Source organism: Citrobacter sp. Cf116 (assembly GCF_030336505.1).
Classification (GTDB): domain Bacteria; phylum Pseudomonadota; class Gammaproteobacteria; order Enterobacterales; family Enterobacteriaceae; genus Citrobacter; species Citrobacter freundii.
On the sequence record NZ_JAOWEQ010000040.1, the window covers coordinates 665,348 to 687,162 of the forward strand.

At 52.5% G+C, this 21,815-nt stretch carries 18 protein-coding genes; 5 read left to right on the forward strand and 13 right to left on the reverse strand.

Annotated elements, in window-relative coordinates; translation table 11 throughout:
• Nucleotides 1-33 precede the first annotated feature (33 nt).
• Genes OGV74_RS19875 through OGV74_RS19885 form a run of 3 tightly spaced genes read right to left on the reverse strand, consistent with a single transcriptional unit; the run spans nt 34 to nt 4,080 of the window.
• Entirely contained in the window at nt 34-1,812 is a 1,779-nt protein-coding gene (locus tag OGV74_RS19875; protein ID WP_086503769.1) for a SmdB family multidrug efflux ABC transporter permease/ATP-binding protein, read from the reverse strand.
• The gene (locus OGV74_RS19880; RefSeq protein WP_016149705.1) at nt 1,805-3,577 is read right to left on the reverse strand and encodes a SmdA family multidrug ABC transporter permease/ATP-binding protein; all 1,773 of its coding nucleotides are present in this window, start codon (nt 3,575-3,577) and stop codon (nt 1,805-1,807) included. The genes OGV74_RS19875 and OGV74_RS19880 overlap by 8 nt, the downstream gene beginning before the upstream one ends.
• Before the next feature lie 44 nt (nt 3,578-3,621).
• Nucleotides 3,622-4,080 carry an Lrp/AsnC family transcriptional regulator gene (locus OGV74_RS19885; protein WP_003021649.1) on the reverse strand — a complete coding sequence of 153 codons (459 nt, stop codon included), beginning with the start codon at nt 4,078-4,080 and terminating at the stop codon, nt 3,622-3,624.
• Nucleotides 4,081-4,196: 116 nt separating this feature from the next.
• On the opposite strand from OGV74_RS19885, the gene OGV74_RS19890 reads away from it, so the two are divergent.
• Entirely contained in the window at nt 4,197-5,252 is a 1,056-nt protein-coding gene (locus tag OGV74_RS19890; RefSeq protein WP_016149704.1) for a PLP-dependent cysteine synthase family protein, read from the forward strand.
• 50 nt (nt 5,253-5,302) lie between these two features.
• On the opposite strand, the gene cof is transcribed toward OGV74_RS19890, so the two are convergent.
• Nucleotides 5,303-6,121 (reverse strand): HMP-PP phosphatase, encoded by an 819-nt coding sequence (cof, locus tag OGV74_RS19895; RefSeq protein WP_054528151.1) that lies wholly within the window; start codon nt 6,119-6,121, stop codon nt 5,303-5,305.
• Between the two features lie 226 nt (nt 6,122-6,347).
• On the opposite strand from cof, the gene OGV74_RS19900 reads away from it, so the two are divergent.
• Both OGV74_RS19900 and queC read left to right on the forward strand, forming a co-directional pair.
• Nucleotides 6,348-8,048 carry an SgrR family transcriptional regulator gene (locus OGV74_RS19900; protein WP_003021640.1) on the forward strand — a complete coding sequence of 567 codons (1,701 nt, stop codon included), beginning with the start codon at nt 6,348-6,350 and terminating at the stop codon, nt 8,046-8,048.
• Between the two features lie 65 nt (nt 8,049-8,113).
• Entirely contained in the window at nt 8,114-8,809 is a 696-nt protein-coding gene (gene queC / locus OGV74_RS19905; RefSeq protein ID WP_003021638.1) for a 7-cyano-7-deazaguanine synthase QueC, read from the forward strand.
• Between the two features lie 117 nt (nt 8,810-8,926).
• Here queC and fadM read toward each other — a convergent pair whose 3' ends face one another.
• From fadM to bolA, 9 genes are all read right to left on the reverse strand, one after another.
• On the reverse strand, nt 8,927-9,325 hold the full coding sequence (gene fadM, locus OGV74_RS19910; RefSeq protein ID WP_003021636.1) for a long-chain acyl-CoA thioesterase FadM: 399 nt from the start codon (nt 9,323-9,325) through the stop codon (nt 8,927-8,929).
• Nucleotides 9,326-9,427: 102 nt separating this feature from the next.
• Complete coding sequence (locus tag OGV74_RS19915) at nt 9,428-9,802, reverse strand: helix-hairpin-helix domain-containing protein (protein ID WP_003021633.1); 375 nt, start codon at nt 9,800-9,802, stop codon at nt 9,428-9,430.
• Between the two features lie 146 nt (nt 9,803-9,948).
• A complete protein-coding gene (ppiD, locus tag OGV74_RS19920) occupies nt 9,949-11,823 on the reverse strand; it encodes a peptidylprolyl isomerase (RefSeq protein ID WP_016149702.1) in 1,875 nt (624 codons plus the stop codon).
• A gap of 267 nt (nt 11,824-12,090) precedes the next feature.
• Nucleotides 12,091-12,381, reverse strand: a complete 291-nt coding sequence (gene hupB / locus OGV74_RS19925) for a nucleoid-associated protein HU-beta (protein WP_219352570.1) — start codon at nt 12,379-12,381, stop codon at nt 12,091-12,093.
• A 190-nt stretch (nt 12,382-12,571) separates the two neighbouring features.
• Nucleotides 12,572-14,926, reverse strand: coding sequence for an endopeptidase La (gene lon, locus OGV74_RS19930; protein WP_003021627.1), 2,355 nt, complete (start codon nt 14,924-14,926; stop codon nt 12,572-12,574).
• Between the two features lie 184 nt (nt 14,927-15,110).
• Complete coding sequence (gene clpX, locus OGV74_RS19935) at nt 15,111-16,385, reverse strand: ATP-dependent protease ATP-binding subunit ClpX (RefSeq protein ID WP_003831013.1); 1,275 nt, start codon at nt 16,383-16,385, stop codon at nt 15,111-15,113.
• A 126-nt stretch (nt 16,386-16,511) separates the two neighbouring features.
• The gene (gene clpP / locus OGV74_RS19940) at nt 16,512-17,135 is read right to left on the reverse strand and encodes an ATP-dependent Clp endopeptidase proteolytic subunit ClpP (RefSeq protein WP_003021624.1); all 624 of its coding nucleotides are present in this window, start codon (nt 17,133-17,135) and stop codon (nt 16,512-16,514) included.
• A 247-nt stretch (nt 17,136-17,382) separates the two neighbouring features.
• Nucleotides 17,383-18,681 carry a trigger factor gene (tig, locus tag OGV74_RS19945; protein ID WP_003021622.1) on the reverse strand — a complete coding sequence of 433 codons (1,299 nt, stop codon included), beginning with the start codon at nt 18,679-18,681 and terminating at the stop codon, nt 17,383-17,385.
• 343 nt (nt 18,682-19,024) lie between these two features.
• Nucleotides 19,025-19,342 carry a transcriptional regulator BolA gene (gene bolA / locus OGV74_RS19950; protein ID WP_003021619.1) on the reverse strand — a complete coding sequence of 106 codons (318 nt, stop codon included), beginning with the start codon at nt 19,340-19,342 and terminating at the stop codon, nt 19,025-19,027.
• A 305-nt stretch (nt 19,343-19,647) separates the two neighbouring features.
• Between bolA and OGV74_RS19955 the strand changes: the two genes are divergently transcribed.
• Together OGV74_RS19955 and ampG are read left to right on the forward strand one after the other, a co-directional pair.
• Nucleotides 19,648-20,226, forward strand: coding sequence for a lipoprotein (locus OGV74_RS19955; protein WP_003021617.1), 579 nt, complete (start codon nt 19,648-19,650; stop codon nt 20,224-20,226).
• Nucleotides 20,227-20,270: 44 nt separating this feature from the next.
• Nucleotides 20,271-21,746, forward strand: coding sequence for a muropeptide MFS transporter AmpG (gene ampG / locus OGV74_RS19960; protein WP_003847579.1), 1,476 nt, complete (start codon nt 20,271-20,273; stop codon nt 21,744-21,746).
• Nucleotides 21,747-21,815 lie beyond the last annotated feature (69 nt).

A 21,815-nucleotide genomic window follows, 5' to 3' on the forward strand; every position in this document is an offset into this window, starting at 1 on the left:
GCGTTGACCGTAGGCCTGATAAGCGTAGCGCCATCAGGCGATAACCGAATCCTCATGTGCGCTGGCCGCCAGCTCTTCACCCGCCAGTTGCAACTGATACATCTGCCAGTAACGGCCCTGCGCCGCCAGTAGTTGCTGGTGCGTACCACGCTCAACCGCCTGCCCGCGATGCAGCACCAGAATGGTATCCGCATCGACAATTGTCGATAACCGATGTGCAATCACCACCAGCGTGGTGTGTTCACGCACCGCCGCCAGCGCGTGCTGAATGGCCTGTTCAGTACCGGAATCAATACTGGCCGTGGCTTCATCGAGGATCAGTACCTGCGGCGTTTCCACCAATACCCGCGCCAGCGCCAGCAGCTGTTTCTGCCCAACGGAGAGATTATTGCCCTGCTCGCCCAGCCGGGTATGGATCCCCTCGCTCAGCCCCCGCGCCAGTGCTGCCAGTTGCACAGTCTCCAGAGCCTGCCATACCCGCTCTTCTGAGATATCACGACCCAGCGTGACGTTTGCCAGGAAGGTATCCGCCATCACCACCGGATCCTGCTGCACCATCGCGATGCCCTGACGTAACGCACTGTGGCTCAGAGAAGACAGCGGACGTCCGTCAAGGCGGATTTCGCCCTGCGTCAACGGGTAGTACCCCATCAGCAGACTGGCCAGCGTACTTTTGCCGCTACCGGTGTGTCCGACCAAAGCAACAAAGCTGCGCGAAGGCACGGACAGACTGATATTTTGCAGCACCAGATTGTCGTCACGATAGGCAAATGAAACGTTATCCACCTCAATATCCCCACTCTTCAGCGGTCGATCATCGTCACCATAGCGCTGACGTGGTCCGTCCATCAGCTCGAACACTCGCTCACCGGCGACAACCGCCTGCTGCAGCATGGATTGCTGGGTGGTCAGCTCGATCAGCGGCTCGTTCAAACGGCCGAGGTAGCTGATAAACGCGTACAGCACGCCAACCTCAATGGAGCTGCCAGAGGTAAAGCTGAACAGCATCAGCAAACCGCAGAGGATCAGCGCCGAGAAAAGGCTCAGCAGTGGGCGCAGCAAAAAGCCATCCAGTCGCAGGGTTTGCATACGCGCCATATAGTGCGAGCGGCTGGCCTTCCCCATTCTCTCGCCAAATCGCGCCTGCTGGCGGAACTGCTGGATAACGCTCATGCCGTTGATGACTTCGTTAAAGCCATCGTTAATATCCGCCAGATAAGCGCGCACCCGACGCACAATCGGGGTGCTGTAGCGTTGATAAATCACCATCACCACCATCACCGCCGGGAAAATAGCCATCGCCACCAGCGCCATACGCCACTCGAGGCTGAACATCGCCACCAGCATGGCACCGATTAAGGCCGCGCTGCGCAGGACCGTTGCGACCACCGTCACGTACAGGTCGCGAATAACTTCGGTGTCATTGGTCACACGTGAGATAAGCTGCCCGACGGGCTGAGTATCAAAGGCGCTGAGCGGCTGGCGCAGCGCAGCGTCCATTACGTCAGTGCGTAACTGTTGTACGACGCCAACCGCCGCCTGGTTAAACAACAACGACTGCGCGTAATGCAGGCCTGCCGCCAGCAGTTGCAGACCGACATAGGCCGCAACCAGCCCGACAACCATCGCCAACGGCAGATTGTTCTTCGCCACCATGTTATCGATAAAATAGCTAATCAACAGCGGACCGCTGACTTCCGCCGCAGCCGCCACCCACAGCATAACTACCGCAATCGCCAGCTGTTTTCGCCATGGTGAACCATACGCCAGCAATCTTTTCAGGGTCGGCCATAGTTGCCCAAAACTACGCATTAGCCGCCTCCTCGTTTATTTCTGGCGCATCAGACAGCGCCGCTTCCAGTTGCTGATAGCGGTACATATCGCGATACCAGCCGGGCTGTTGCACTAAAGATTCATGCTCACCGCGCTGGGCAATATGCCCATGCTGCATCACGATAATCTCGTTGGCTTCCGTCAGAGCCGATAAACGGTGGGCGCTGATAATCACGGTTCTGCCTTCGCCCCACTGACGCAGGTTATGCAGGATCTGATGCTCGGTACGACCATCTACCGCCGACAACGCATCATCCAGAATCAGGATTTCAGCGTTCAGCAGTAGCGCCCGGGCGATAGAAATACGCTGTTTTTGTCCACCAGACAGCATCACCCCGCGTTCGCCCACTTCGGTGTCATAGCCCTGAGGAAGACGTAAAATATCCTCATGAACGCTGGCAAGGCGCGCCACATGCTCGATCTCTGCCTGGGTGGCCTGCGGGCGTCCTAAGGCGATGTTATTGCCGACGGTATCGGAAAACAGGAATGGCGTCTGGCTGACAACCGCCAGCCGGCTGCGCCAGCTATCCAGCTGTAAGCGCGTTAATGGGATATCATGAAAGCGTACATCGCCTTGGGTGATATCAAAATGACGCTGGATCAGCGACAGCACCGTACTTTTCCCCGCGCCGGTCGGACCACAGATGCCCAGCATCTGCCCTGGTTTAAGCTGAAAATTCACATTTTCCAGCGCCGGGTGGGTGGTTTGCGGGTAACAAAATTCGCGAATCGCCACCGCCAGCTCGCCGCGTCCTTCCGGCACCAGTTCAGTACCGTCATCCACTACCGGCGCTTCTGCCAGCATGGCGCGAATTCGGCTATACGCGGCGCTGCCACGCTCGACGATGTTAAACATCCATGCCAGCGCCAGCATCGGCCAAATCATCAGACCGAGATACATCATAAAGCTGGTGAGCTGGCCGAGCGTCAGCGAACCGTGAACCACCATCCAGCTTCCCCCGGCAATCGCCAGCAGGTTAGCCATTCCAATGGCGATATAAATCGTGGGATCAAAGCGGGCGTCAATGCGCGCCACGCGCAGGTTTTTCTTACCTGTATCTTCAGCATCAGCGGCAAATAATGCCGACTGCCGATCCTCCAGACCAAAGGCCTTGATCATACGAATACTGGTCAGGCTTTCCTGAGTACGATCGTTGAGGCTGGAAAACGCCGCCTGCGCCAGCTTAAAGCGGTTATGGAGTCGATCACCGTAACGTTTGATCATTATCGCCATCACCGGCATAGGCAGCAGCGCAATCAACGTAAGTTGCCAGCTTATCTGCGTTGACATCACGATCAGCACCGCACATCCCATGACCAGCGAATCTACCAGCGTCAGTACGCCTTCCCCGGCGGCGAATACCACGCGGTCAACATCGTTAGTTGCACGCGCCATCAGATCGCCCGTGCGGTGACGCAGATAAAACTCTGGATGCTGACGACTCAACTGACGGTAATAATCTTCCCGCAGCTCAACCGCCAGTTGGTAGGATGCGCCAAACAGCAGCACGCGCCAGACATAGCGCAGTAAATAAACCACCACGGCGATCAGAGCAATGGTTCCCACCCACATCAGCAGCCGCTCGGTGGTGAAGCGTTGTGTCGTTACGCCATCCACAATGATCCCCACCACTTTCGGCGGAATAAGCTGAAGGATAGCGATGATGATAAGCAGGGCCACCGCCCCGAGGTAGCGACGCCACTCCCGGCGGAAGTACCAGCTTAATTGAGCAAATAATCGCACGCGTTATGTCCTGACAAAATTTCCGGCAATAAGCACCGGGAGAATTATTCAATAGGGAGAGCAGTTGTGTATTTAATCTGTTCCATGGCAAAGCTGGAGGTGACGTCAGACAGGCCCGGTACGCTGTTCACCAGGCGCTTATAAAATTCATCGTAGCTTTTCATATCAGCGACCTGCACTCGCATCAGGTAATCATACTCCCCTGCCATACGCCAGAACCCCAGAACCTCGGGCATTCCGGTCACTTCAGTGACAAAGCGGCAATACCATTCGCTGCTGTGATGCTGAGTTTTGATCAGCACAAACGCAGTTAAGCCCAGCCCCAGTTTTTCCGGATCCAGCAAGGCGACTCTGCCCAGCAGAACACCGTCATCCTCGAGCCGTTTGAGGCGTTTCCAACAGGGAGTGGTAGTCAGATTAACGGCATCTGCTAACGCCTGCAAAGAAAGGGTGCAGTCCTGTTGCAGTAAGCCAAGCAGCTTACGGTCAATTTTGTCTAGCATATCCACTCCACAGAGAAGAATTTTCTACTTACATTCTATTTTAAAGGCTAAATGGCAACAATTTTTTCCGTGCTTTTCGCTATTCTGGGCACAAAATGACAAACGGATATCTATTAATGATGAATAGCTCCTGGGTTAAAAACGCCATCAATGAAATCAACGCGGATTATCAGCGTTCTGCAGATACGCATCTCATTCGTCTGTCGCTACCGGCATTTCCGGGCATTCAGATCTATTTAAAAGATGAGAGCACGCATCCGACCGGGAGCCTGAAGCATCGTCTGGCGCGCTCACTGTTTCTGTACGGACTGTGCAATGGCTGGATCAAAGAAGGCACCACCATCATTGAATCATCGTCCGGTTCAACGGCGGTATCTGAGGCTTATTTCGCTCGACTGTTAGGGCTGCCGTTTATTGCTGTCATGCCTTCCTGTACAGCGAAACGTAAAGTTGAACAGATTGAATTTTACGGCGGTCGCTGTCATTTCGTGCAAAGCGCCTGCGAAATCTACGCGGCCTCTGAACAATTGGCGCGTGAGCTGAACGGTCATTACATGGACCAGTTCACTTATGCTGAGCGCGCCACCGACTGGCGTGGCAATAATAATATTGCCGACAGCATTTTTCGTCAGATGCAGTGCGAGCCCAATCCCGTTCCCCGCCATATCGTGATGAGCGCCGGCACCGGCGGCACCTCAGCAACCATTGGCCGCTATATCCGCTGTCAGGGCTACGATACTCGCCTGATGGTAGTAGATCCGGAGAATTCGGTATTTCTGCCCTTCTGGCAGGATCGCGATGCGACATTGCGCAGCCCGGTAGGAAGCAAAATTGAAGGTATCGGGCGTCCACGCGTAGAACCCTCTTTCATTCCTGATGTGGTCGATGAAATGCTGCGCGTGCCGGATGCCGCCAGCGTGGCTACCGCGCACTGGCTGGAAACGCAGTTGGGTCGTAAAGTCGGTGCCTCAACCGGCACCAACATGTGGGGAACGCTGCAACTTGCCGCGCGCATGCGCAACGCCGGAGAAACCGGTTCACTGGTGACGCTGCTCTGCGACAGCGGTGAACGCTATCTGGAAACCTACTACAACCCGCAATGGGTTGACGCGCACATCGGTGATTTAACGCCGTGGAAAGCGGAACTTGCCCAGTTGCTGAATACACACTAAGCAGACAAAAAAAAGCCAGACGCGAAGTCTGGCTTGCTGGAAGGGATCTCTCATTCGGGGGAATAAGGTAGATGCGGATTGTCCAGCCAATGCGTCAAAAAGTGTGACACCGCCTGATTACGGCAATGTCCAATCACCGATAAATGAGGCAGTTCAGCCATCAGTTGCGGCATTGCGTTACCCATAATCAGGCCGCGCCCAACGCTGCCTAACATTTCGCGATCGTTCATAGCATCGCCAAACGCCATACACTCGGACATTGAATATCCTAAGTAGTCACTCAACACCGCCAGCGCGGATCCTTTGTTACAGCCCAGTGGTAGTACCTCAAGGCAATCAACTGCGGAGAAACAGAGATTCGCCTGTTCTCCCAGCGCTTCATTCAGTTGAATGCGCAACTGGATCAGAGACTCATGATCGCCGCAGAAACAGACCTTCGTTACCTGATGAGCCGGAATACGTTTCACATCGACGATCTGGTAGCGAAATCCGCTATACACATGCGCCTGTAGCAGCGAGGGGATCTCTTGTCCGGTAAACCAACCGTTGTCATTAAAGACATGCATGCTGGCGGTGGTATCCCATTTCTGATGTAACACGATATCCGCAACATTCGGATCCAGATCCTGACGGTGCAACACATCGCCCTCAAGAGAGTGAATGCGCGTGCCGTTACCGGTGATCAAAAAGGCGTCCAGTGAGATAGAACCCAAAATGTGGCGCATTTCCAGCACATGGCGGCCAGTGGCAAATGTCAGAGTGATATCGCGTTCACGCAAGCGCGCCAGCGTTGAAAGCGTTTCGTCACCTAAATGGTGATTCGGCATCAAAAGGGTGCCATCCATATCAAATGCAGCCAGACGAGCCATTTCTTTCTCCACACTGTGACGCGGTTAACTTGTGATTCAGTATCACCTGAGATATACGGAAGTAATAGTGAATATATAAAATGAATTGTTCCGGGTTTATTACAGAAAATCATTCAAGTTGCATCAAGGCGGCAAGTGAATGAACGCCCAGGAGCATACATTTCAGTATGTGACTGGGGTGAATAAACGCAGCCAACAAAGAGGCAGCTTGAAGGATGAAGTGTATATGAGATTGTTGAATCGCCTGAACCAATACCAACGCCTGTGGCAGCCTTCGAACGGCGAACCGCAGTCGGTGACCGTCGGGGAACTGGCCGAACGCTGTTTTTGCAGTGAGCGCCACGTGCGAACCCTGCTGAAGCAAGCGCAGGATGCTGGCTGGCTGGAGTGGCACGCCCAGTCTGGGCGTGGGAAACGCGGGCAATTACGCTTTTTGGTGACGCCGGATTCCCTGCGCAACACCATGATGGAACAGGCGCTGCAAAAGGGAGAACAGCTTAGCGTGCTGGAACTAGCTCAGTTAGCACCGGGAGAATTAAGAACGTTGCTACAACCGTTTATGGGCGGCCAATGGCAAAACGACACGCCAACCCTGCGTATCCCCTATTACCGCCCGCTTGACCCTTTGCACCCTGGATTTCTCCCCGGCCGCGCGGAGCAACACCTTGCTGGACAAGTTTTCTCTGGCCTGACCCGATTTGACAGCACTACGCAACGTCCCTGTGGAGACTTAGCCCACCACTGGAATATCTCCGCTGACGGCCTGCGCTGGGATTTCTATATTCGTTCCACCCTGCATTGGCATAACGGCGATACGGTAAGCAGCACGCAACTACATCAACAGTTGCTGAAGCTGTTAGAATTACCTGCGCTGAATAAGCTGTTTATCAGCGTAAAGCGCATTGAAGTGACGCATCCCCAGTGTCTGACCTTTATTCTGCATCGTCCCGACTTCTGGCTGGCGCACCGTCTGGCGAGCTACAGCAGTCACCTGGCGCATCCTGAGCACCCGTTTGTGGGTACCGGCCCGTTCCGGTTGACACTGTTTACTCCTGAGCTGGTGCGTATCGAGAGTCACGATCACTACCATCTGAGTCATCCGCTGCTAAAAGCCATTGAATACTGGATAACCCCGCAGCTCTTCTCCCAGGATTTGGGCACCAGCTGCCGCCATCCGGTGCAAATTGCGATTGGTAAACCCGAAGAGTTACCTATGCTAAGCCAGGTAAGCAGCGGGATCAGCCTTGGTTTTTGCTATCTCACGCTAAGAAAAAGCGCGCGCCTGAATACGCAGCAGGCTCGTCGACTGGTCGATATTATCCACCGTTCTTCCCTGCTACAAACGCTTGAAGTGGATGAAAATCTGATCACGCCAAGCAATGCACTGCTGCCCGGATGGAGTATCCCGCAATGGGATGAACTCGACGAGGTAGCATTACCGGAAAAGCTGACGCTGGCTTATCATCTACCGGTAGAACTTCACGCTATGGCTGAACAGCTTTGCCATGCGTTGGCTCTGCTCGGCTGTGAATTAACGCTTATTTTTCATAATGCTAAAAACTGGGATGGCAATCATCCCCTAGCCCAGGCCGACCTGATGATGGGCGACAGGCTGATTGGTGAAGCACCTGAATATACTCTCGAACAGTGGTTGCGCTGCGATCAGCTCTGGTCACATGTATTGAATGCACCAGCATACACACATTTGCAAACGACCCTGGATGCCCTACAAATCCAGGCCGATGAGGACGATCGCCACGCGGCTTTACAACAAGTTTTCGCCACGCTAATGCATGACGCTACCCTGACGCCTCTGTTCAATTATCACTATCGCATCAGCGCGCCACCAGGGGTGAACGGCGTACGCCTGAATCCTCGTGGCTGGTTTGAGTTTACCGAAGCCTGGCTGCCACCTCCTTCAGCGTGAAGAAGCTGGTCGGCGACACGCCCAGGCGCTACCATAAGGGCTTCGTTATTTTGTCAGGAAAAGCCATGAAACGTGCCGTTGTTGTATTCAGTGGAGGTCAGGACTCCACGACTTGTCTGGCGCAAGCGCTGCATCAGTATGATGAAGTGCACTGCGTGACCTTTGATTATGGTCAGCGCCATCGCGCTGAGATTGATGTCGCACGTGACCTGGCCTTAAAACTTGGCGCACGCGCGCACAAAGTGCTTGATGTCACGCTGCTCAGTGAACTGGCTGTCAGCAGCCTGACCCGCGATAATATTCCGGTACCCGATTACGAACCGGATGCGAACGGCATTCCCAATACCTTTGTGCCAGGACGCAATATTCTGTTCTTAACGCTGGCAGCAATTTACGCGTACCAGGTGCAGGCAGAGGCAGTCATTACCGGCGTTTGTGAAACGGATTTCTCTGGATACCCGGACTGTCGCGATGAGTTCGTCAAAGCCCTGAACCATGCCGTAAGCCTGGGGATGGCGAAAGATATTCGCTTTGAAACCCCACTGATGTGGATCGATAAAGCCGAAACCTGGGCGCTGGCTGATTACTGGGGCAAGCTGGACCTGGTACGCGAAGAAACACTAACCTGCTATAACGGCATCAAAGGTGACGGTTGCGGTCACTGTGCGGCGTGTAATCTGCGTGCCAACGGCCTGAACCATTATCTGGCGGATAAACCGGCAGTGATGGCGGCAATGAAGCAGAAAACCGGCCTGAAATAATTGAGTGAATAGTGCCGGATGGCGGCGTAAACGCCTTATCCGGCCTACCGACAGCATTCATCGTACACAATATCGCCCGTAGGCCTGATAAGCGAAGCGCCATCAGGCAACGTTGAGCTACTGCACCATCTGCTCCAGTTTTTCGCGTAACTCCCCTTCCAGCGGCAGCGCTTTTTGCGTTTTCAAATCAATACAGACGAAGGTAATCAACGCGTCGGCTACTACCTGCCCTTCCGGTTCCAGGGTAATTGTCTGGTTTAACACCCCGCTTTTGCCATTTAGCTGTTGCACCTGACTAGTGATGGTCAGCAGGTCGCTTAGCACCGCTGGACGACGGTAGTTAATATTTATATTCACGACCACAAAAGCGATGTTATGTGCAGTCATCCATTGAAAGCTGTCGCTGTTTTCCAGACCATCCCAGCGGGCTTCTTCCAAAAACTCGAGATAGCGGGCGTTGTTGACGTGCTGATAGACATCAAGATGAAAACCACGGACTTTGATTTGTGTTTGCATAGCGCAGGAACCTTACGTTTTTATAAGAATATATTCAGGGTAGTGAGGCCATAACTGGTATGACCTCTCTAGTCTGGCAAATTTTCAGCGCTGTGCAAGTTATTAAAGTGTTAAAACTGCCAAATTACGCTCCACCAGCGAACTGCCCATACCCGGTACCTGCTTTAAATCCTCCACCGTTTTAAACGGTCCGTACTCCTCACGATAGCTCACAATCGCCTGCGCTTTCTTCAGACCTACGCCATTCATGACTCGCGCTAAATCCTCCGCTGAAGCGCTGTTGATGCTTACCCTGGTGCCTTCATCGTCGCTTGCTTTAGCGGGCAGTGTGGCTTTGCTTTGTGCCGCCCCTGAGTTTTCCGCTTTGGTTTGTGTCGCCTGGCTTTTGGCGACAGGCTCAGCCGCCAATGCAGTTTGGGCCATACCGGCGCAGGTCAATGAAAGAGTGATAAGCAGGGCTTTGATTCCATGTTTCATACTGTTTTCTCCTTGTTTGTTAACAGTGGAATCACGATAGCGAGGTGCAGAACGGCAGACAAATGGCAAATATCAGAAATGGAAAAGGCCGCGAAAGCGGCCTTTGGTAGATACAACTTTTTGCAATTTTTTGCGAACTGCCTCGGTTATTGCTGCTGTTCCAGCGCATCACCGATTTTAATTTTTGCGGCTTTACGCAGGTTGCTCATCAGCGCTTCGAAGACAATCTGCGCGTTGTTCTGAGTGATCCCCTGAACCATCGCTTTCTTCTGCGCTTCAGGCATAGAACCGGCTTTCACCTCGTCCAGCGCCAACAGAACAACGTTACCCTGCATGTCGTTCGCTACGCCGTAGCTCGGCTTGTCTTTCGCCGGCAGGCTCAGACCAAAGGCAGCCTGGCTCAACGGATCCTGACCCGTACGGCTCAGCGTTTTTGCCTCGCCAAAGCTCAGACCCGCAGCTTTCATCGCTTCATCGCCTTTACCGGCTTTCAGATCCGCCAGCAGTTTATCGGCATCAAGCTTCGCCTGCTGCTCTGCTTTATTGTGCTTAACGAGCGCAGTTACCTGCTCTTTCACTTCAGCCAGTGGCTTCACGGCTTCGGCTTTGTGCTCTGCAATACGCAGCACGAACGCGCGATCGCCATCTACGGTGATGATATCGGAGTTACTGCCAGGTGTACCGTTCTCGCCTACCAGACCACCATTGAAAATGATGTCAGCGACTGGTTTGAAATTCAGTTCTTCCGGCAGGCTGTCACGGCTGAACCAGCCCGTTTCAACCGCTTTCATACCTGCTGCCTGCTCTGCACCCGCCAGAGATTCGTTATCGTTGCTGGCCGCATCGCTGACTTTCTGTTGCAGCGCATAGTAGGCATCCAGCGCTTTTTCCTGCTTCACTTTTGCCGCAATGTCGTCACGGGCTTCGCTCAGCGGTTTAACCTGTGCAGGCTGTACGTCGTCAAGACGCGCAACGAGGAAACCAACGGAAGACTTAATTACGCCAGACAGTTGGCCTTTTTCTTTCAGACCGGCATTTTTCAGCTCATCCGGGGTGGTGGAATCTTCCAGCCATCCCATATCGCCGCCTTTACGGGCAGAGATGATATCAGCAGATTTTTCTTTCGCCAGCGCAGCAAAGTCACCGCCTTTATTCAGCTCGTCCAGTACCGCTTTGGCTTCATCTTCAGTTTTGGTCTGAATGATGCTATAGCGGTTACGCTGCGGCTGAGTGAACTGATCCTGATGCTGGTCATAGTAAGACTGAATATCAGCATCGCTGGCCGTCTCCTGCATAGCAGCAGCATCCAGCTTGATGTAGCTCACGCGGAACTGTTCCGGCGTCATAAAGTTGTTTTTATTCTGCTCGTAGTAGCTGGCAACTTCCTGCTCGGTAACAGACTGCTTCGCGGCCAGTGCGTTAACGTCAATCGTCGCCTCGCGCACGATCCGCTGCTGTGCGACCAGCGCCGCCAGTTCATCCGTTTCGCCTTTCAGCATAAAGTCCGTACCGGCAACGCCATTAATCAGCTGCTGGGTAGTAAGCTGATTACGTAATGCCTGAGCGTACTGATCTGCGGTCATGCCCATCTGATTAACAATTGCGTTATAGCGGTTGTTATCAAATTTACCGTCGACCTGGAAAGCAGGCGTGGCAAAAATAGCCTGTTTAATCTGATCGTCGCTGATGTTGAGCTTAAGCTCGCGGGAATACTGATCCAGCAGCGCTTCGTCAACAAGACGATTCAGCACCTGCTGACGCAGCGTTTTCATGTAACCTTCGTTCGCGGCCAGCTCGGAGTATTGATCGCCCAGCTGTTGCTGCATGCGGTTACGTTCGCTGTTGAACGCATTCTCGAACTGCCCGCGGCTGATCTCCTGGCCATTCACTTTGGCGGCGAAGTTATTGCCCCCGCCAATCAGGTAACCACTCACGCCGGTCAAAATGAACGACACGATAATGATACCGAAAATAATCTTGAGCACGAGACTGTTAGCAGCCGTGCGTAAGCTGTCCATCATGGTGTAACCACACTCCGCTGTAGATGACTATACGCGTTATCTCTAAAGCCGCCTGCGCGTTGACACAACAACGGCGGCAAGGATTATGAGTATATATGCTTCACGCAGCATAGCGTTTCCTGAACGCTGCGCACAAAGGCCTATTGTGACAAGAAACAGGGGTAATTGTCAGCCCACAACACGTAGAAAGTACCGGAATTACAAATAAAAAAGGCACATCAGTCGATGCGCCCTTGTACTTCGTCACATCCCCAAAGGGGAAATCACTTAGTTTACCGCGTCTTTCAGTGCTTTACCTGCACGGAAGCCCGGTACTTTAGCCGCGGCAATGGTGATCTCTTTACCTGTTTGCGGGTTGCGACCAGTACGGGCAGCACGCTCTTTAACGGCAAAAGTACCAAAACCTACCAGCGCTACGTCATCACCTTCTTTCAGAGATTCGGTAACAGAAGCAATAATTGCATCTAACGCACGTCCAGCCGCAGCTTTAGAGATATCAGCCCCTGCAGCAATTTTGTCGATCAGTTGAGATTTATTCACTCTTCTCTTCCTCTTTATAATTTATATCGCACCTGAATCCTTCAAAGTGCGACCGCGCAGCAGTTATATCAGGCCTGCCATGCCCTTACAACACCCGTTAATGATGGCAAGCCTAATCCGTCATCTAAATTAGCTATACAAAAAAAGGCTGGCAAGCCCGAAATGGCCTGCCAGCCCTGTTTTTATTAATGCTCTTTGCGCGAGGTCACTATTTTGCCGTCACAACCTGCATTCCAGAGGGTTCATTTTGCAACGCAAGAGCCAGAACTTCCTCAATGCGTTTCACCGGATGGATGTCCAGATCGGCAATTACGTTATCCGGAATCTCTTCCAGGTCACGTTTGTTCTCATCAGGAATTAAGACCGTTTTAATACCGCCACGGTGTGCCGCCAGCAGTTTTTCTTTCAAACCACCGATTGGCAGAACCTGACCACGCAGGGTGATCTCGCCGGTCATCGCCACGTCGGCGCGAACCGGGTTACCGGTAAGACAAGAAACCAGCGCGGTACACATCGCAATACCCGCACTTGGGCCATCTTTCGGCGTCGCTCCTTCAGGTACGTGAACGTGAATGTCGCGTTTTTCGTAAAAATCCGGATTAATACCCAGTTTTTCCGCACGCGCACGCACAACGGTCAGTGCAGCCTGAATGGATTCCTGCATGACTTCACCCAGAGAACCGGTGTAGGTCAGCTTACCTTTACCCGGTACACAGGCGGTTTCGATGGTCAGCAGATCGCCGCCCACTTCCGTCCACGCCAGGCCGGTTACCTGACCAACGCGGTTTTCGTTGTCCGCGCGGCCATAATCAAAGCGCTGTACGCCCAGATAGTCGTGCAGATTATCGCCATTAATCTCGATATGTTTCAGCGACTTGTCGAGCAGCAGCTGTTTCACCGCTTTACGGCACAGTTTGGAGATTTCGCGCTCCAGACTACGCACACCCGCTTCTCGGGTGTAGTAACGAATAATGCCTACAATGGCGCTATCGTCGACCGTCAGCTCACCTTTTTTCAGCGCGTTACGCTCAATCTGTTTCGGCAACAGGTGACGTTTTGCAATATTCAGCTTCTCGTCTTCGGTATAACCGGACAGACGGATCACTTCCATACGATCCAGCAACGGCGCCGGAATATTCATGGAGTTAGAGGTCGCAACGAACATCACGTCGCTGAGATCGTAGTCCACTTCCAGGTAGTGATCGCTGAACGCCACGTTCTGCTCTGGATCCAGCACCTCAAGCAGTGCGGAAGCCGGATCGCCACGCATGTCGGAAGACATTTTGTCGATCTCATCAAGCAGGAACAGCGGGTTTTTAACGCCCACTTTAGCCATTTTCTGGATCAGTTTACCCGGCATAGAACCGATATAGGTCCGGCGGTGACCGCGAATTTCAGCCTCATCACGCACGCCGCCCAGCGCCATACGGATGTATTTACGCCCGGTCGCCTTGGCGATGGACTGCCCCAGAGAAGTTTTACCTACCCCCGGCGGCCCAACCAGACACAGGATCGGCCCCTTGATTTTATTCACACGGCTTTGGACCGCGAGATACTCAAGGATACGATCTTTGACGCGTTCCAGACCGTAATGGTCGGTATCGAGGATTTCCTGCGCCTGACGCAGGTCTTTTTTGACCTTGCTACGCGCATTCCACGGTACCTGAACCATCCAGTCGATGTAGCCACGCACTACGGTCGCTTCCGCCGACATCGGAGACATCATTTTCAGCTTCTGCAGTTCCGCTTCCGCTTTCTCTTTTGCCTCTTTCGGCATTTTCGCCGCGTCGATCTTACGCTTCAGCGCTTCGTTTTCGTCCGGCGCATCGTCCATCTCGCCGAGCTCTTTCTGAATAGCTTTCATCTGCTCGTTCAGATAGTACTCACGCTGGGATTTTTCCATCTGCTTTTTCACGCGGTTGCGAATGCGTTTCTCAACCTGCAGCAGATCGATTTCAGACTCCATCATCGCCATCAGATATTCCAGACGTTCGTTAACGTCGGACATCTCCAGCACGGACTGTTTGTCAGCCAGCTTCAGCGGCATGTGCGCTGCGATGGTGTCCGCCAGACGTGCAGGATCGTCGATGCTGTTCAGCGACGTCAGCACTTCTGGTGGGATTTTCTTGTTCAGCTTGATGTAGCCTTCAAACTGGCTGATAGCAGTACGCACCAGCACTTCCTGTTCGCGCTCATCAATAGCAGGCGAGTCAAGGTACTCTGCTTTCGCAGAGAAATGCTCGCCGTTGTCAGACAGCGCTGAAATACGCGCGCGCTGTAACCCCTCGACCAGCACTTTTACGGTGCCGTCAGGCAGTTTCAGCATCTGCAAAATAGAGGCCACGGTCCCGACGGTGAAAAGATCGTTTACACCCGGCTCATCCGTTGACGCTTCTTTCTGTGCGACCAGCATGATTTTTTTATCATGGTCCATAGCCGCTTCCAGACAACGGATAGATTTTTCCCGCCCTACAAATAAGGGTATGACCATGTGCGGATAAACCACCACATCGCGCAACGGCAATACGGGGATTTCAATGCGTTCAGAACGCTCAGGATTCATAGAGCTCTCTCTTAGTTTAGTTTCCGCCAGGTAATCAGGTGGTACGACTGTGCTTCACACCACCTTTAACATGTATGTCAGTATATGGGGATGTTTCCCACACATTCAACGCCATGTTTACGGAAAAATAAAAGGGGAGATAAAATCCCCCCTTTTTAATTAAATGTCTGTATGAATTGATGAATTATTCGCCAGATGCCTGTTGTGCTTCCGGCTTACCGTAAATCAGCAATGGCTTGCTCTGGCCGCCAATCACCGACTCGTCGATCACCACTTTTTCGACGTCTTCCATCGAAGGCAGATCGTACATGGTGTCGAGCAGCGCGGCTTCGACGATAGAACGCAGACCACGGGCACCGGTTTTACGCGCCATCGCTTTCTTGGCGATCGCATCCAGCGCTTCCTCACGGAACTCCAGATCAACACCTTCAAGATTGAACAACGCCTGATACTGCTTGGTCAGGGCATTTTTCGGCTCTTTGAGGATCTGAATCAGCGCTTCTTCACTCAGTTCGCTCAGGGTTGCCACAACCGGCAGACGACCGATGAACTCAGGGATCAGACCAAATTTGATCAGATCTTCCGGTTCGACCTGCGACAGCAGTTCACCTTCGCTGGCTTTATCAGACTGTGCTTTTACCGTTGCGCCAAAACCAATGCCGGAGCCAGTTTCAACACGGTTAGCAATCACTTTATCCAGACCGGCAAAGGCACCACCGCAGATAAACAGGATCTTGGAGGTATCAACCTGCAGGAATTCCTGCTGAGGATGTTTACGACCACCCTGCGGCGGAACGGCAGCAACCGTACCTTCGATCAGTTTCAACAGCGCCTGCTGTACGCCTTCGCCAGAAACGTCACGGGTAATGGACGGGTTGTCAGACTTACGAGAAATCTTGTCGATTTCATCGATATAGACGATCCCACGCTGTGCTTTCTGCACGTCGTAATCGCACTTCTGCAACAGTTTCTGAATAATATTTTCAACATCTTCACCCACATAACCGGCTTCGGTCAGCGTGGTGGCGTCGGCCATAGTGAACGGAACGTCCAGCAGGCGCGCCAGCGTTTCAGCCAGCAGCGTTTTACCGGAACCCGTCGGGCCAATCAGCAGGATGTTACTTTTGCCCAACTCGACGCCATTGCTGGTGTCGCCATTGCGCAGACGTTTGTAATGGTTGTATACCGCGACCGCCAGCACTTTCTTCGCCTGCTCCTGACCGATAACGTAATCGTCCAGGTGGTTGCGAATTTCATGTGGCGTCGGCAGCGCACTGCGTTCACGGTGCGGTGCTACTTCCTTAATCTCTTCGCGAATGATGTCGTTGCATAAATCAACACATTCGTCGCAGATATACACGGATGGACCGGCAATCAGCTTACGCACTTCATGCTGGCTTTTGCCGCAAAAAGAGCAGTACAACAATTTGCCCGAGCCATCTTTGCGTTTATCTGTCATGGGTCAAAACCTCTTCTTTGTTCTTTGTGCCGCACACGACGACGCAAATGCCATTCTCAGGCGCAAGACGCTAGTCAGCGTTGTGCCGCTCCAGGTAATTATAGCGGCACACCTGCGCACTGGGCATTAATTACGATGGGTCAAAATCGAGTCGACCAGACCGTACTCTACCGCTTCAGAAGCGGAGAGGAAGCGATCGCGCTCGGTATCACGTTCAATCTGCTCAAGAGATTGACCCGTATGATGCGCCATAAGTTCGTTCATGCGCCCTTTTACCTTCAGGATTTCACGAGCATGAATTTCAATATCCGTTGCCTGGCCCTGGTAACCGCCCAGAGGCTGGTGGATCATGACGCGAGAGTTAGGCAGGCAAAAACGTTTGCCTTTCGCCCCGGCGGTCAGCAGGAACGCCCCCATTGAGGCCGCCTGGCCCATACAAATGGTGCTGACGTCCGGCTTAATAAACTGCATGGTGTCATAGATAGACATCCCGGCAGTGATCACTCCACCAGGGGAGTTGATGTACAGGTAGATATCTTTTTCTGGGTTTTCTGCTTCCAGGAACAGCATCTGCGCCACGATCAGGTTAGCCATATGGTCTTCGACCTGGCCGGTCAGAAAAATGACGCGTTCCTTAAGTAGACGAGAATAGATATCAAAAGAGCGCTCACCACGTGAGGTCTGTTCAATGACCATCGGCACCAGCGCCATATGGGGTGCAAAGTTATCTCGTTCGCCGCTGTATGACATTTCCGTCTCCTGGATAAAATTTGAAAAAACCTGCTGTGCTGATTGTAACCTTATGGACGGATTATCAGCTAGTCCCTCAGTAATGGGTACGACATCGCCATAATTCAAGCATAACAATCTTTTGTTGTAACGCTAACACTGAAACGCTGTTTTCGCACTCTTCCCATGCAAAATGCGTGACAAAAAAAAACCCGCCACCAAAAGGTGACGGGCTTGCGTACGAAATTCGAGCTAAAAAAGCGACGAATTACGCCTGCTGGTTCATCAGCTCGTTGAAGGAAGTGGCTTTTTCAGTCACTTTCGCTTTCGCCAGAACGGCTTCAACAGCCTGCTCTTCCAGAGCGACGTTACGCATGTTGTCCATCAGCTCTTTATTTTTGCTGTAGAACTCAACCACTTCTTTCGGATCTTCGTAAGCAGAAGCCATCTCTTCGATCAGGCCTTTAACGCGATCTTCGTCAGCTTTCAGTTCGTTGGTGCGAATCACTTCGCCCAGCAGCAGACCAACAACTACGCGACGCTTAGCCTGTTCTTCGAACAGTTCACGCGGCAGTTCCAGAGCTTGTTTCTCGTTGCCGCCGAAACGCTGTGCAGCCTGACGACGCAGAACGTCGATTTCGCTGTCGATCAGCGCAGCCGGAACGTCGATGTCGTTAGCTTTTACCAGACCTTCGATCGCCTGAGACTTAACGCGGTTACGCACAGCGCCTTTCAGCTCGCGTTCCATGTTTTTGCGTACTTCAGCGCGCAGACCTGCTACGGAACCATCTTCAACGCCGAAACGTTTGATGAATTCTTCAGTCAGTTCCGGCAGTTCGCGTTCTTCAACTTTCTTCAGGTTGATAACGAACTTAGCGGCTTTACCTTTCAGGTTTTCAGCGTGGTACTCTTCCGGGAAAGTCACGTCGATAGTGAACTCTTCGCCAGCTTTGTGGCCTTTAACGCCTTCTTCAAAGCCTGGGATCATACGACCCTGGCCCATCGCCAGTACGAAGTCAGACGCTTTGCCGCCTTCGAACTCTTCGCCGTCTACAGAACCGGTGAAGTCGATGGTTACACGGTCTTCTGCATCAGCAGCGCCGTCTTTGTCTTTCCAGGTAGCCTGCTGCTTACGCAGGGTATCCAGCATCACGTCAACGTCAGCGTCGGTGACTTCAACAACCGGTTTTTCAACTTCGATTGCTTCCAGACCAGTCAGCTCAACTTCCGGGTAAACTTCGAACTCTACCGCGTAAGTAAAATCTTCACCCAGTTTGTATTCGCCCGGAACGTAGTTCGGTGCGCCAGCCGGATTGATTTTTTCTTTGATGATCGCGTCAACGAAGTTGCGGCTCATCAGGTCGCCCAGAACGTCCTGGCGAACAGATGCGCCATAACGCTGAGCAACAACATTCATCGGTACTTTTCCTTTGCGGAAACCGTCAATACGCACTTTCTTCGCTACGTTGACCAGCTCGCTTTTCACAGCGGTCTCGATGCTGTCAGCAGCGATAGTAATCGTTACACGGCGGCCAAGGCCTTGAGTGGTTTCAACTGAAACTTGCATCTTGTTACCTCAAAAAATCACAGTGCTCGGTCAACTCTTCTCCGCAAGCACAGGTTGTTGGCTTCGCGGAACTGGGATGTTCTCATAAGCAATCACATTCCCTGTCGTCAGAATCATCCCGAAGACATTCCGAAAAATAAGACGCGCATTATAGCGGCATCACTTTTATGAGTCGAGAACGGTTATCGCGCGTTGCTGCGGCTTTTTTCACAATTCCCGGCTAATTTTTGTCTGAATACTGTACGACTGCCCCAGAATTCAGACAAAACAAAACGGCCCGCAGGCCGTTTTCACATAATCTGTAGCAACATACTGGAAAAGCGTCGGTTGTTGCAAATCCGTTTTACGCGATGCTTCCCGCCCCACGACACGGAGGCGATGCAAAAATCGTATCCTGCAACGCTTCCCACTCCTTAATGGTGTAGGTATGCAGGGCAAGTGCGTGAACGGTTGTGGAAAGCTCCGCCGTTAACGTGCTGTAAATCATCCGATGACGATTAAGAAAACGTTCACCTGTAAAGCGATCGCTAACCAGCACAACCTTAAAGTGGCTTTCAGAACCAGCCGGGACATTGTGACGATAGCTTTCATCCACAACTTCGAGGAACACGGGTTCGAACGCTGCCCTTAATTTTTCTTCTATTTGCTCACGAATCATCATGAAATTTTCCTCCGACAACGCTGAGATGTCACCCATCCCTTTAAATACTAGCCGCTTTTACCGTTTTCATTACACCTTAGCAACAAAAAATTAGCGCTTGTCTGATTTTCTCAGCCAAACGGATGAAGTTCACTGAATCCTCACTTCGTTTTATTGCAAAAAGTCCGTTTATGGTCTCCACAAAGTCATAAAACGGACAACACAATGAATTTACATGCGTTACCCACTTCCCCTCATCGTTGGCGATGTTATGATGGCGGGAATTTTCTCTAACCATACAATTTAGATTCGCTGAGAGCCCTGGCATGTTTAAAAAAATCCTCTTCCCGTTAGTCGCGATGTTCATGTTAGCTGGATGCGCAACGCCGCCGACCACTATTGAAGTCTCCCCGAAAATTACCCTGCCACAGCAGGACCCAAGCCTGATGGGCGTGACCGTTAGCATCAACGGTGCCGACCAGCGTCAGGATCAAGCGCTGGCAAAAGTCACCCGCGACAACCAGCTGGTTACGCTGACTGCGTCCCGCGATCTGCGCTTCCTGCTGCAAGAAGTACTGGAAAAACAGATGACCGCACGCGGTTATATGATTGGACCAAACGGCGCTGTAAACCTGCAAATCATTGTTAGCCAGCTGTACGCTGACGTGTCTCAGGGTAGCGTGCGCTATAACATTGCCACCAAAGCAGATATCGCCATCATTGCGACCGCTGCTAACGGCAACAAGATGACCAAAAACTACCGCGCAAGCTATTCTGTTGAAGGCGCACTGCAGGCCTCTAACAAAAATATCGCTGACGCCGTTAACAGCGTGCTGACCGACACCATCGCTGATATGTCTCAGGACACCAGCGTTCACGATTTCATCAAGCAGAACGCTCGTTAATTTCTGCCCATATGGCCCGGCGTTCGTCGGGCCTATAGAAGCCCATGTCCAGTCATTACTTACGTATTTTTCAGCAACCACGTTCAGCTATCCTGCTTATTCTGGGGTTCGCCTCCGGTTTACCGCTCGCACTCACCTCCGGTACGCTTCAGGCGTGGATGACGGTCGAGAATATCGATCTTAAAACCATCGGTTTCTTTTCCCTGGTAGGTCAGGCCTACGTATTTAAGTTTCTCTGGTCCCCGTTGATGGACCGTTACACGCCACCGTTTTTAGGTCGACGTCGCGGCTGGCTGCTGGCGACCCAGGCGCTGTTGTTAATTTCTATCGCCGCGATGGGCTTTCTGGAGCCTGGCACACAGTTACGCTGGATGGCCGCACTCGCAGTAGTGATCGCTTTTTGCTCGGCCTCGCAGGATATCGTCTTTGATGCCTGGAAAACCGACGTGTTGCCCGCAGAAGAACGCGGCACCGGCGCGGCAATCAGCGTGCTGGGCTATCGATTAGGGATGCTGGTTTCAGGCGGACTGGCCCTGTGGATGGCCGATCGCTGGCTGGGCTGGCAAGGGATGTACTGGCTGATGGCAGCGCTGTTAATTCCTTGTATCATCGCCACCCTGTTAGCACCTGAACCGACTGACACCATTCCGGTACCTAAAACGCTGGAACAGGCGGTTGCGGCTCCGCTGCGAGACTTCTTTGGTCGTAACAACGCCTGGCTTATCCTGCTGCTTATTGTGCTGTATAAGCTCGGGGATGCCTTCGCCATGAGCCTGACCACCACCTTTTTGATCCGCGGCGTTGGATTTGATGCGGGTGAGGTTGGTGTGGTGAATAAAACGCTCGGGCTTCTGGCAACCATCGTTGGTGCATTGTACGGTGGGATCCTGATGCAGCGCCTTTCGCTGTTCCGCGCATTGCTGATATTTGGCATCCTGCAAGGGGCGTCAAATGCAGGCTACTGGCTATTGTCCATCACTGACAAACACATGTTCAGTATGGCGGCCGCCGTCTTCTTTGAAAACCTGTGTGGCGGAATGGGCACAGCGGCGTTTGTCGCTTTATTAATGACGCTGTGCAATAAGTCCTTCTCAGCGACCCAGTTCGCCCTGCTCTCCGCGCTTTCAGCCGTTGGTCGCGTTTATGTTGGCCCGGTAGCGGGTTGGTTTGTCGAAGCACACGGCTGGCCGACGTTTTATCTGTTCTCCGTGTTTGCCGCGATCCCCGGCCTCATACTGCTGCTGGTATGTCGCCAGACCCTGGAACATAGCTGGCAAAATGAAAGCTTTATTCCGCGTACGGAATTTCGTGGAGCGTACAGTCTGGCATTAATGACGTTGGTAGTGGGTTGCTGCTTGCTGCTGGTTTGGCTGCTACTGTTAACCATGAACGCGCTGGATTACACCAACTTCTCCTTCCTGCCGGAACTGCTTGAAGTCTCGGTGGCGGTCGCGGTCTGCGGGGTGATTTTTGGTGGATTGCTGGATTATCTGGCTCTGCGCAAAAACCGTCTGGCGTAAAAAACCGTATTAATAAGCCGTTGTAATCACCCTGCGTAATTATAACGGCTAAATAAACAACAATTGATA

Bases quoted from the DNA above. Each gene is read 5' to 3' on its own strand.
- OGV74_RS19955 (WP_003021617.1), top strand. From the start codon at position 19,648: ATGTTTAAAAAAATCCTCTTCCCGTTAGTCGCGATGTTCATGTTAGCT.
- tig (WP_003021622.1), bottom strand. From the start codon at position 18,681: ATGCAAGTTTCAGTTGAAACCACTCAAGGCCTTGGCCGCCGTGTAACG.
- queC (WP_003021638.1), top strand. From the start codon at position 8,114: ATGAAACGTGCCGTTGTTGTATTCAGTGGAGGTCAGGACTCCACGACT.
- OGV74_RS19885 (WP_003021649.1), bottom strand. From the start codon at position 4,080: ATGCTAGACAAAATTGACCGTAAGCTGCTTGGCTTACTGCAACAGGAC.
- clpX (WP_003831013.1), bottom strand. From the start codon at position 16,385: ATGACAGATAAACGCAAAGATGGCTCGGGCAAATTGTTGTACTGCTCT.
- cof (WP_054528151.1), bottom strand. From the start codon at position 6,121: ATGGCTCGTCTGGCTGCATTTGATATGGATGGCACCCTTTTGATGCCG.
- OGV74_RS19915 (WP_003021633.1), bottom strand. From the start codon at position 9,802: ATGAAACATGGAATCAAAGCCCTGCTTATCACTCTTTCATTGACCTGC.
- fadM (WP_003021636.1), bottom strand. From the start codon at position 9,325: ATGCAAACACAAATCAAAGTCCGTGGTTTTCATCTTGATGTCTATCAG.
- ppiD (WP_016149702.1), bottom strand. From the start codon at position 11,823: ATGATGGACAGCTTACGCACGGCTGCTAACAGTCTCGTGCTCAAGATT.
- OGV74_RS19900 (WP_003021640.1), top strand. From the start codon at position 6,348: ATGAGATTGTTGAATCGCCTGAACCAATACCAACGCCTGTGGCAGCCT.
- OGV74_RS19890 (WP_016149704.1), top strand. From the start codon at position 4,197: ATGATGAATAGCTCCTGGGTTAAAAACGCCATCAATGAAATCAACGCG.
- bolA (WP_003021619.1), bottom strand. From the start codon at position 19,342: ATGATGATTCGTGAGCAAATAGAAGAAAAATTAAGGGCAGCGTTCGAA.
- OGV74_RS19875 (WP_086503769.1), bottom strand. From the start codon at position 1,812: ATGCGTAGTTTTGGGCAACTATGGCCGACCCTGAAAAGATTGCTGGCG.
- lon (WP_003021627.1), bottom strand. From the start codon at position 14,926: ATGAATCCTGAGCGTTCTGAACGCATTGAAATCCCCGTATTGCCGTTG.
- clpP (WP_003021624.1), bottom strand. From the start codon at position 17,135: ATGTCATACAGCGGCGAACGAGATAACTTTGCACCCCATATGGCGCTG.
- ampG (WP_003847579.1), top strand. From the start codon at position 20,271: ATGTCCAGTCATTACTTACGTATTTTTCAGCAACCACGTTCAGCTATC.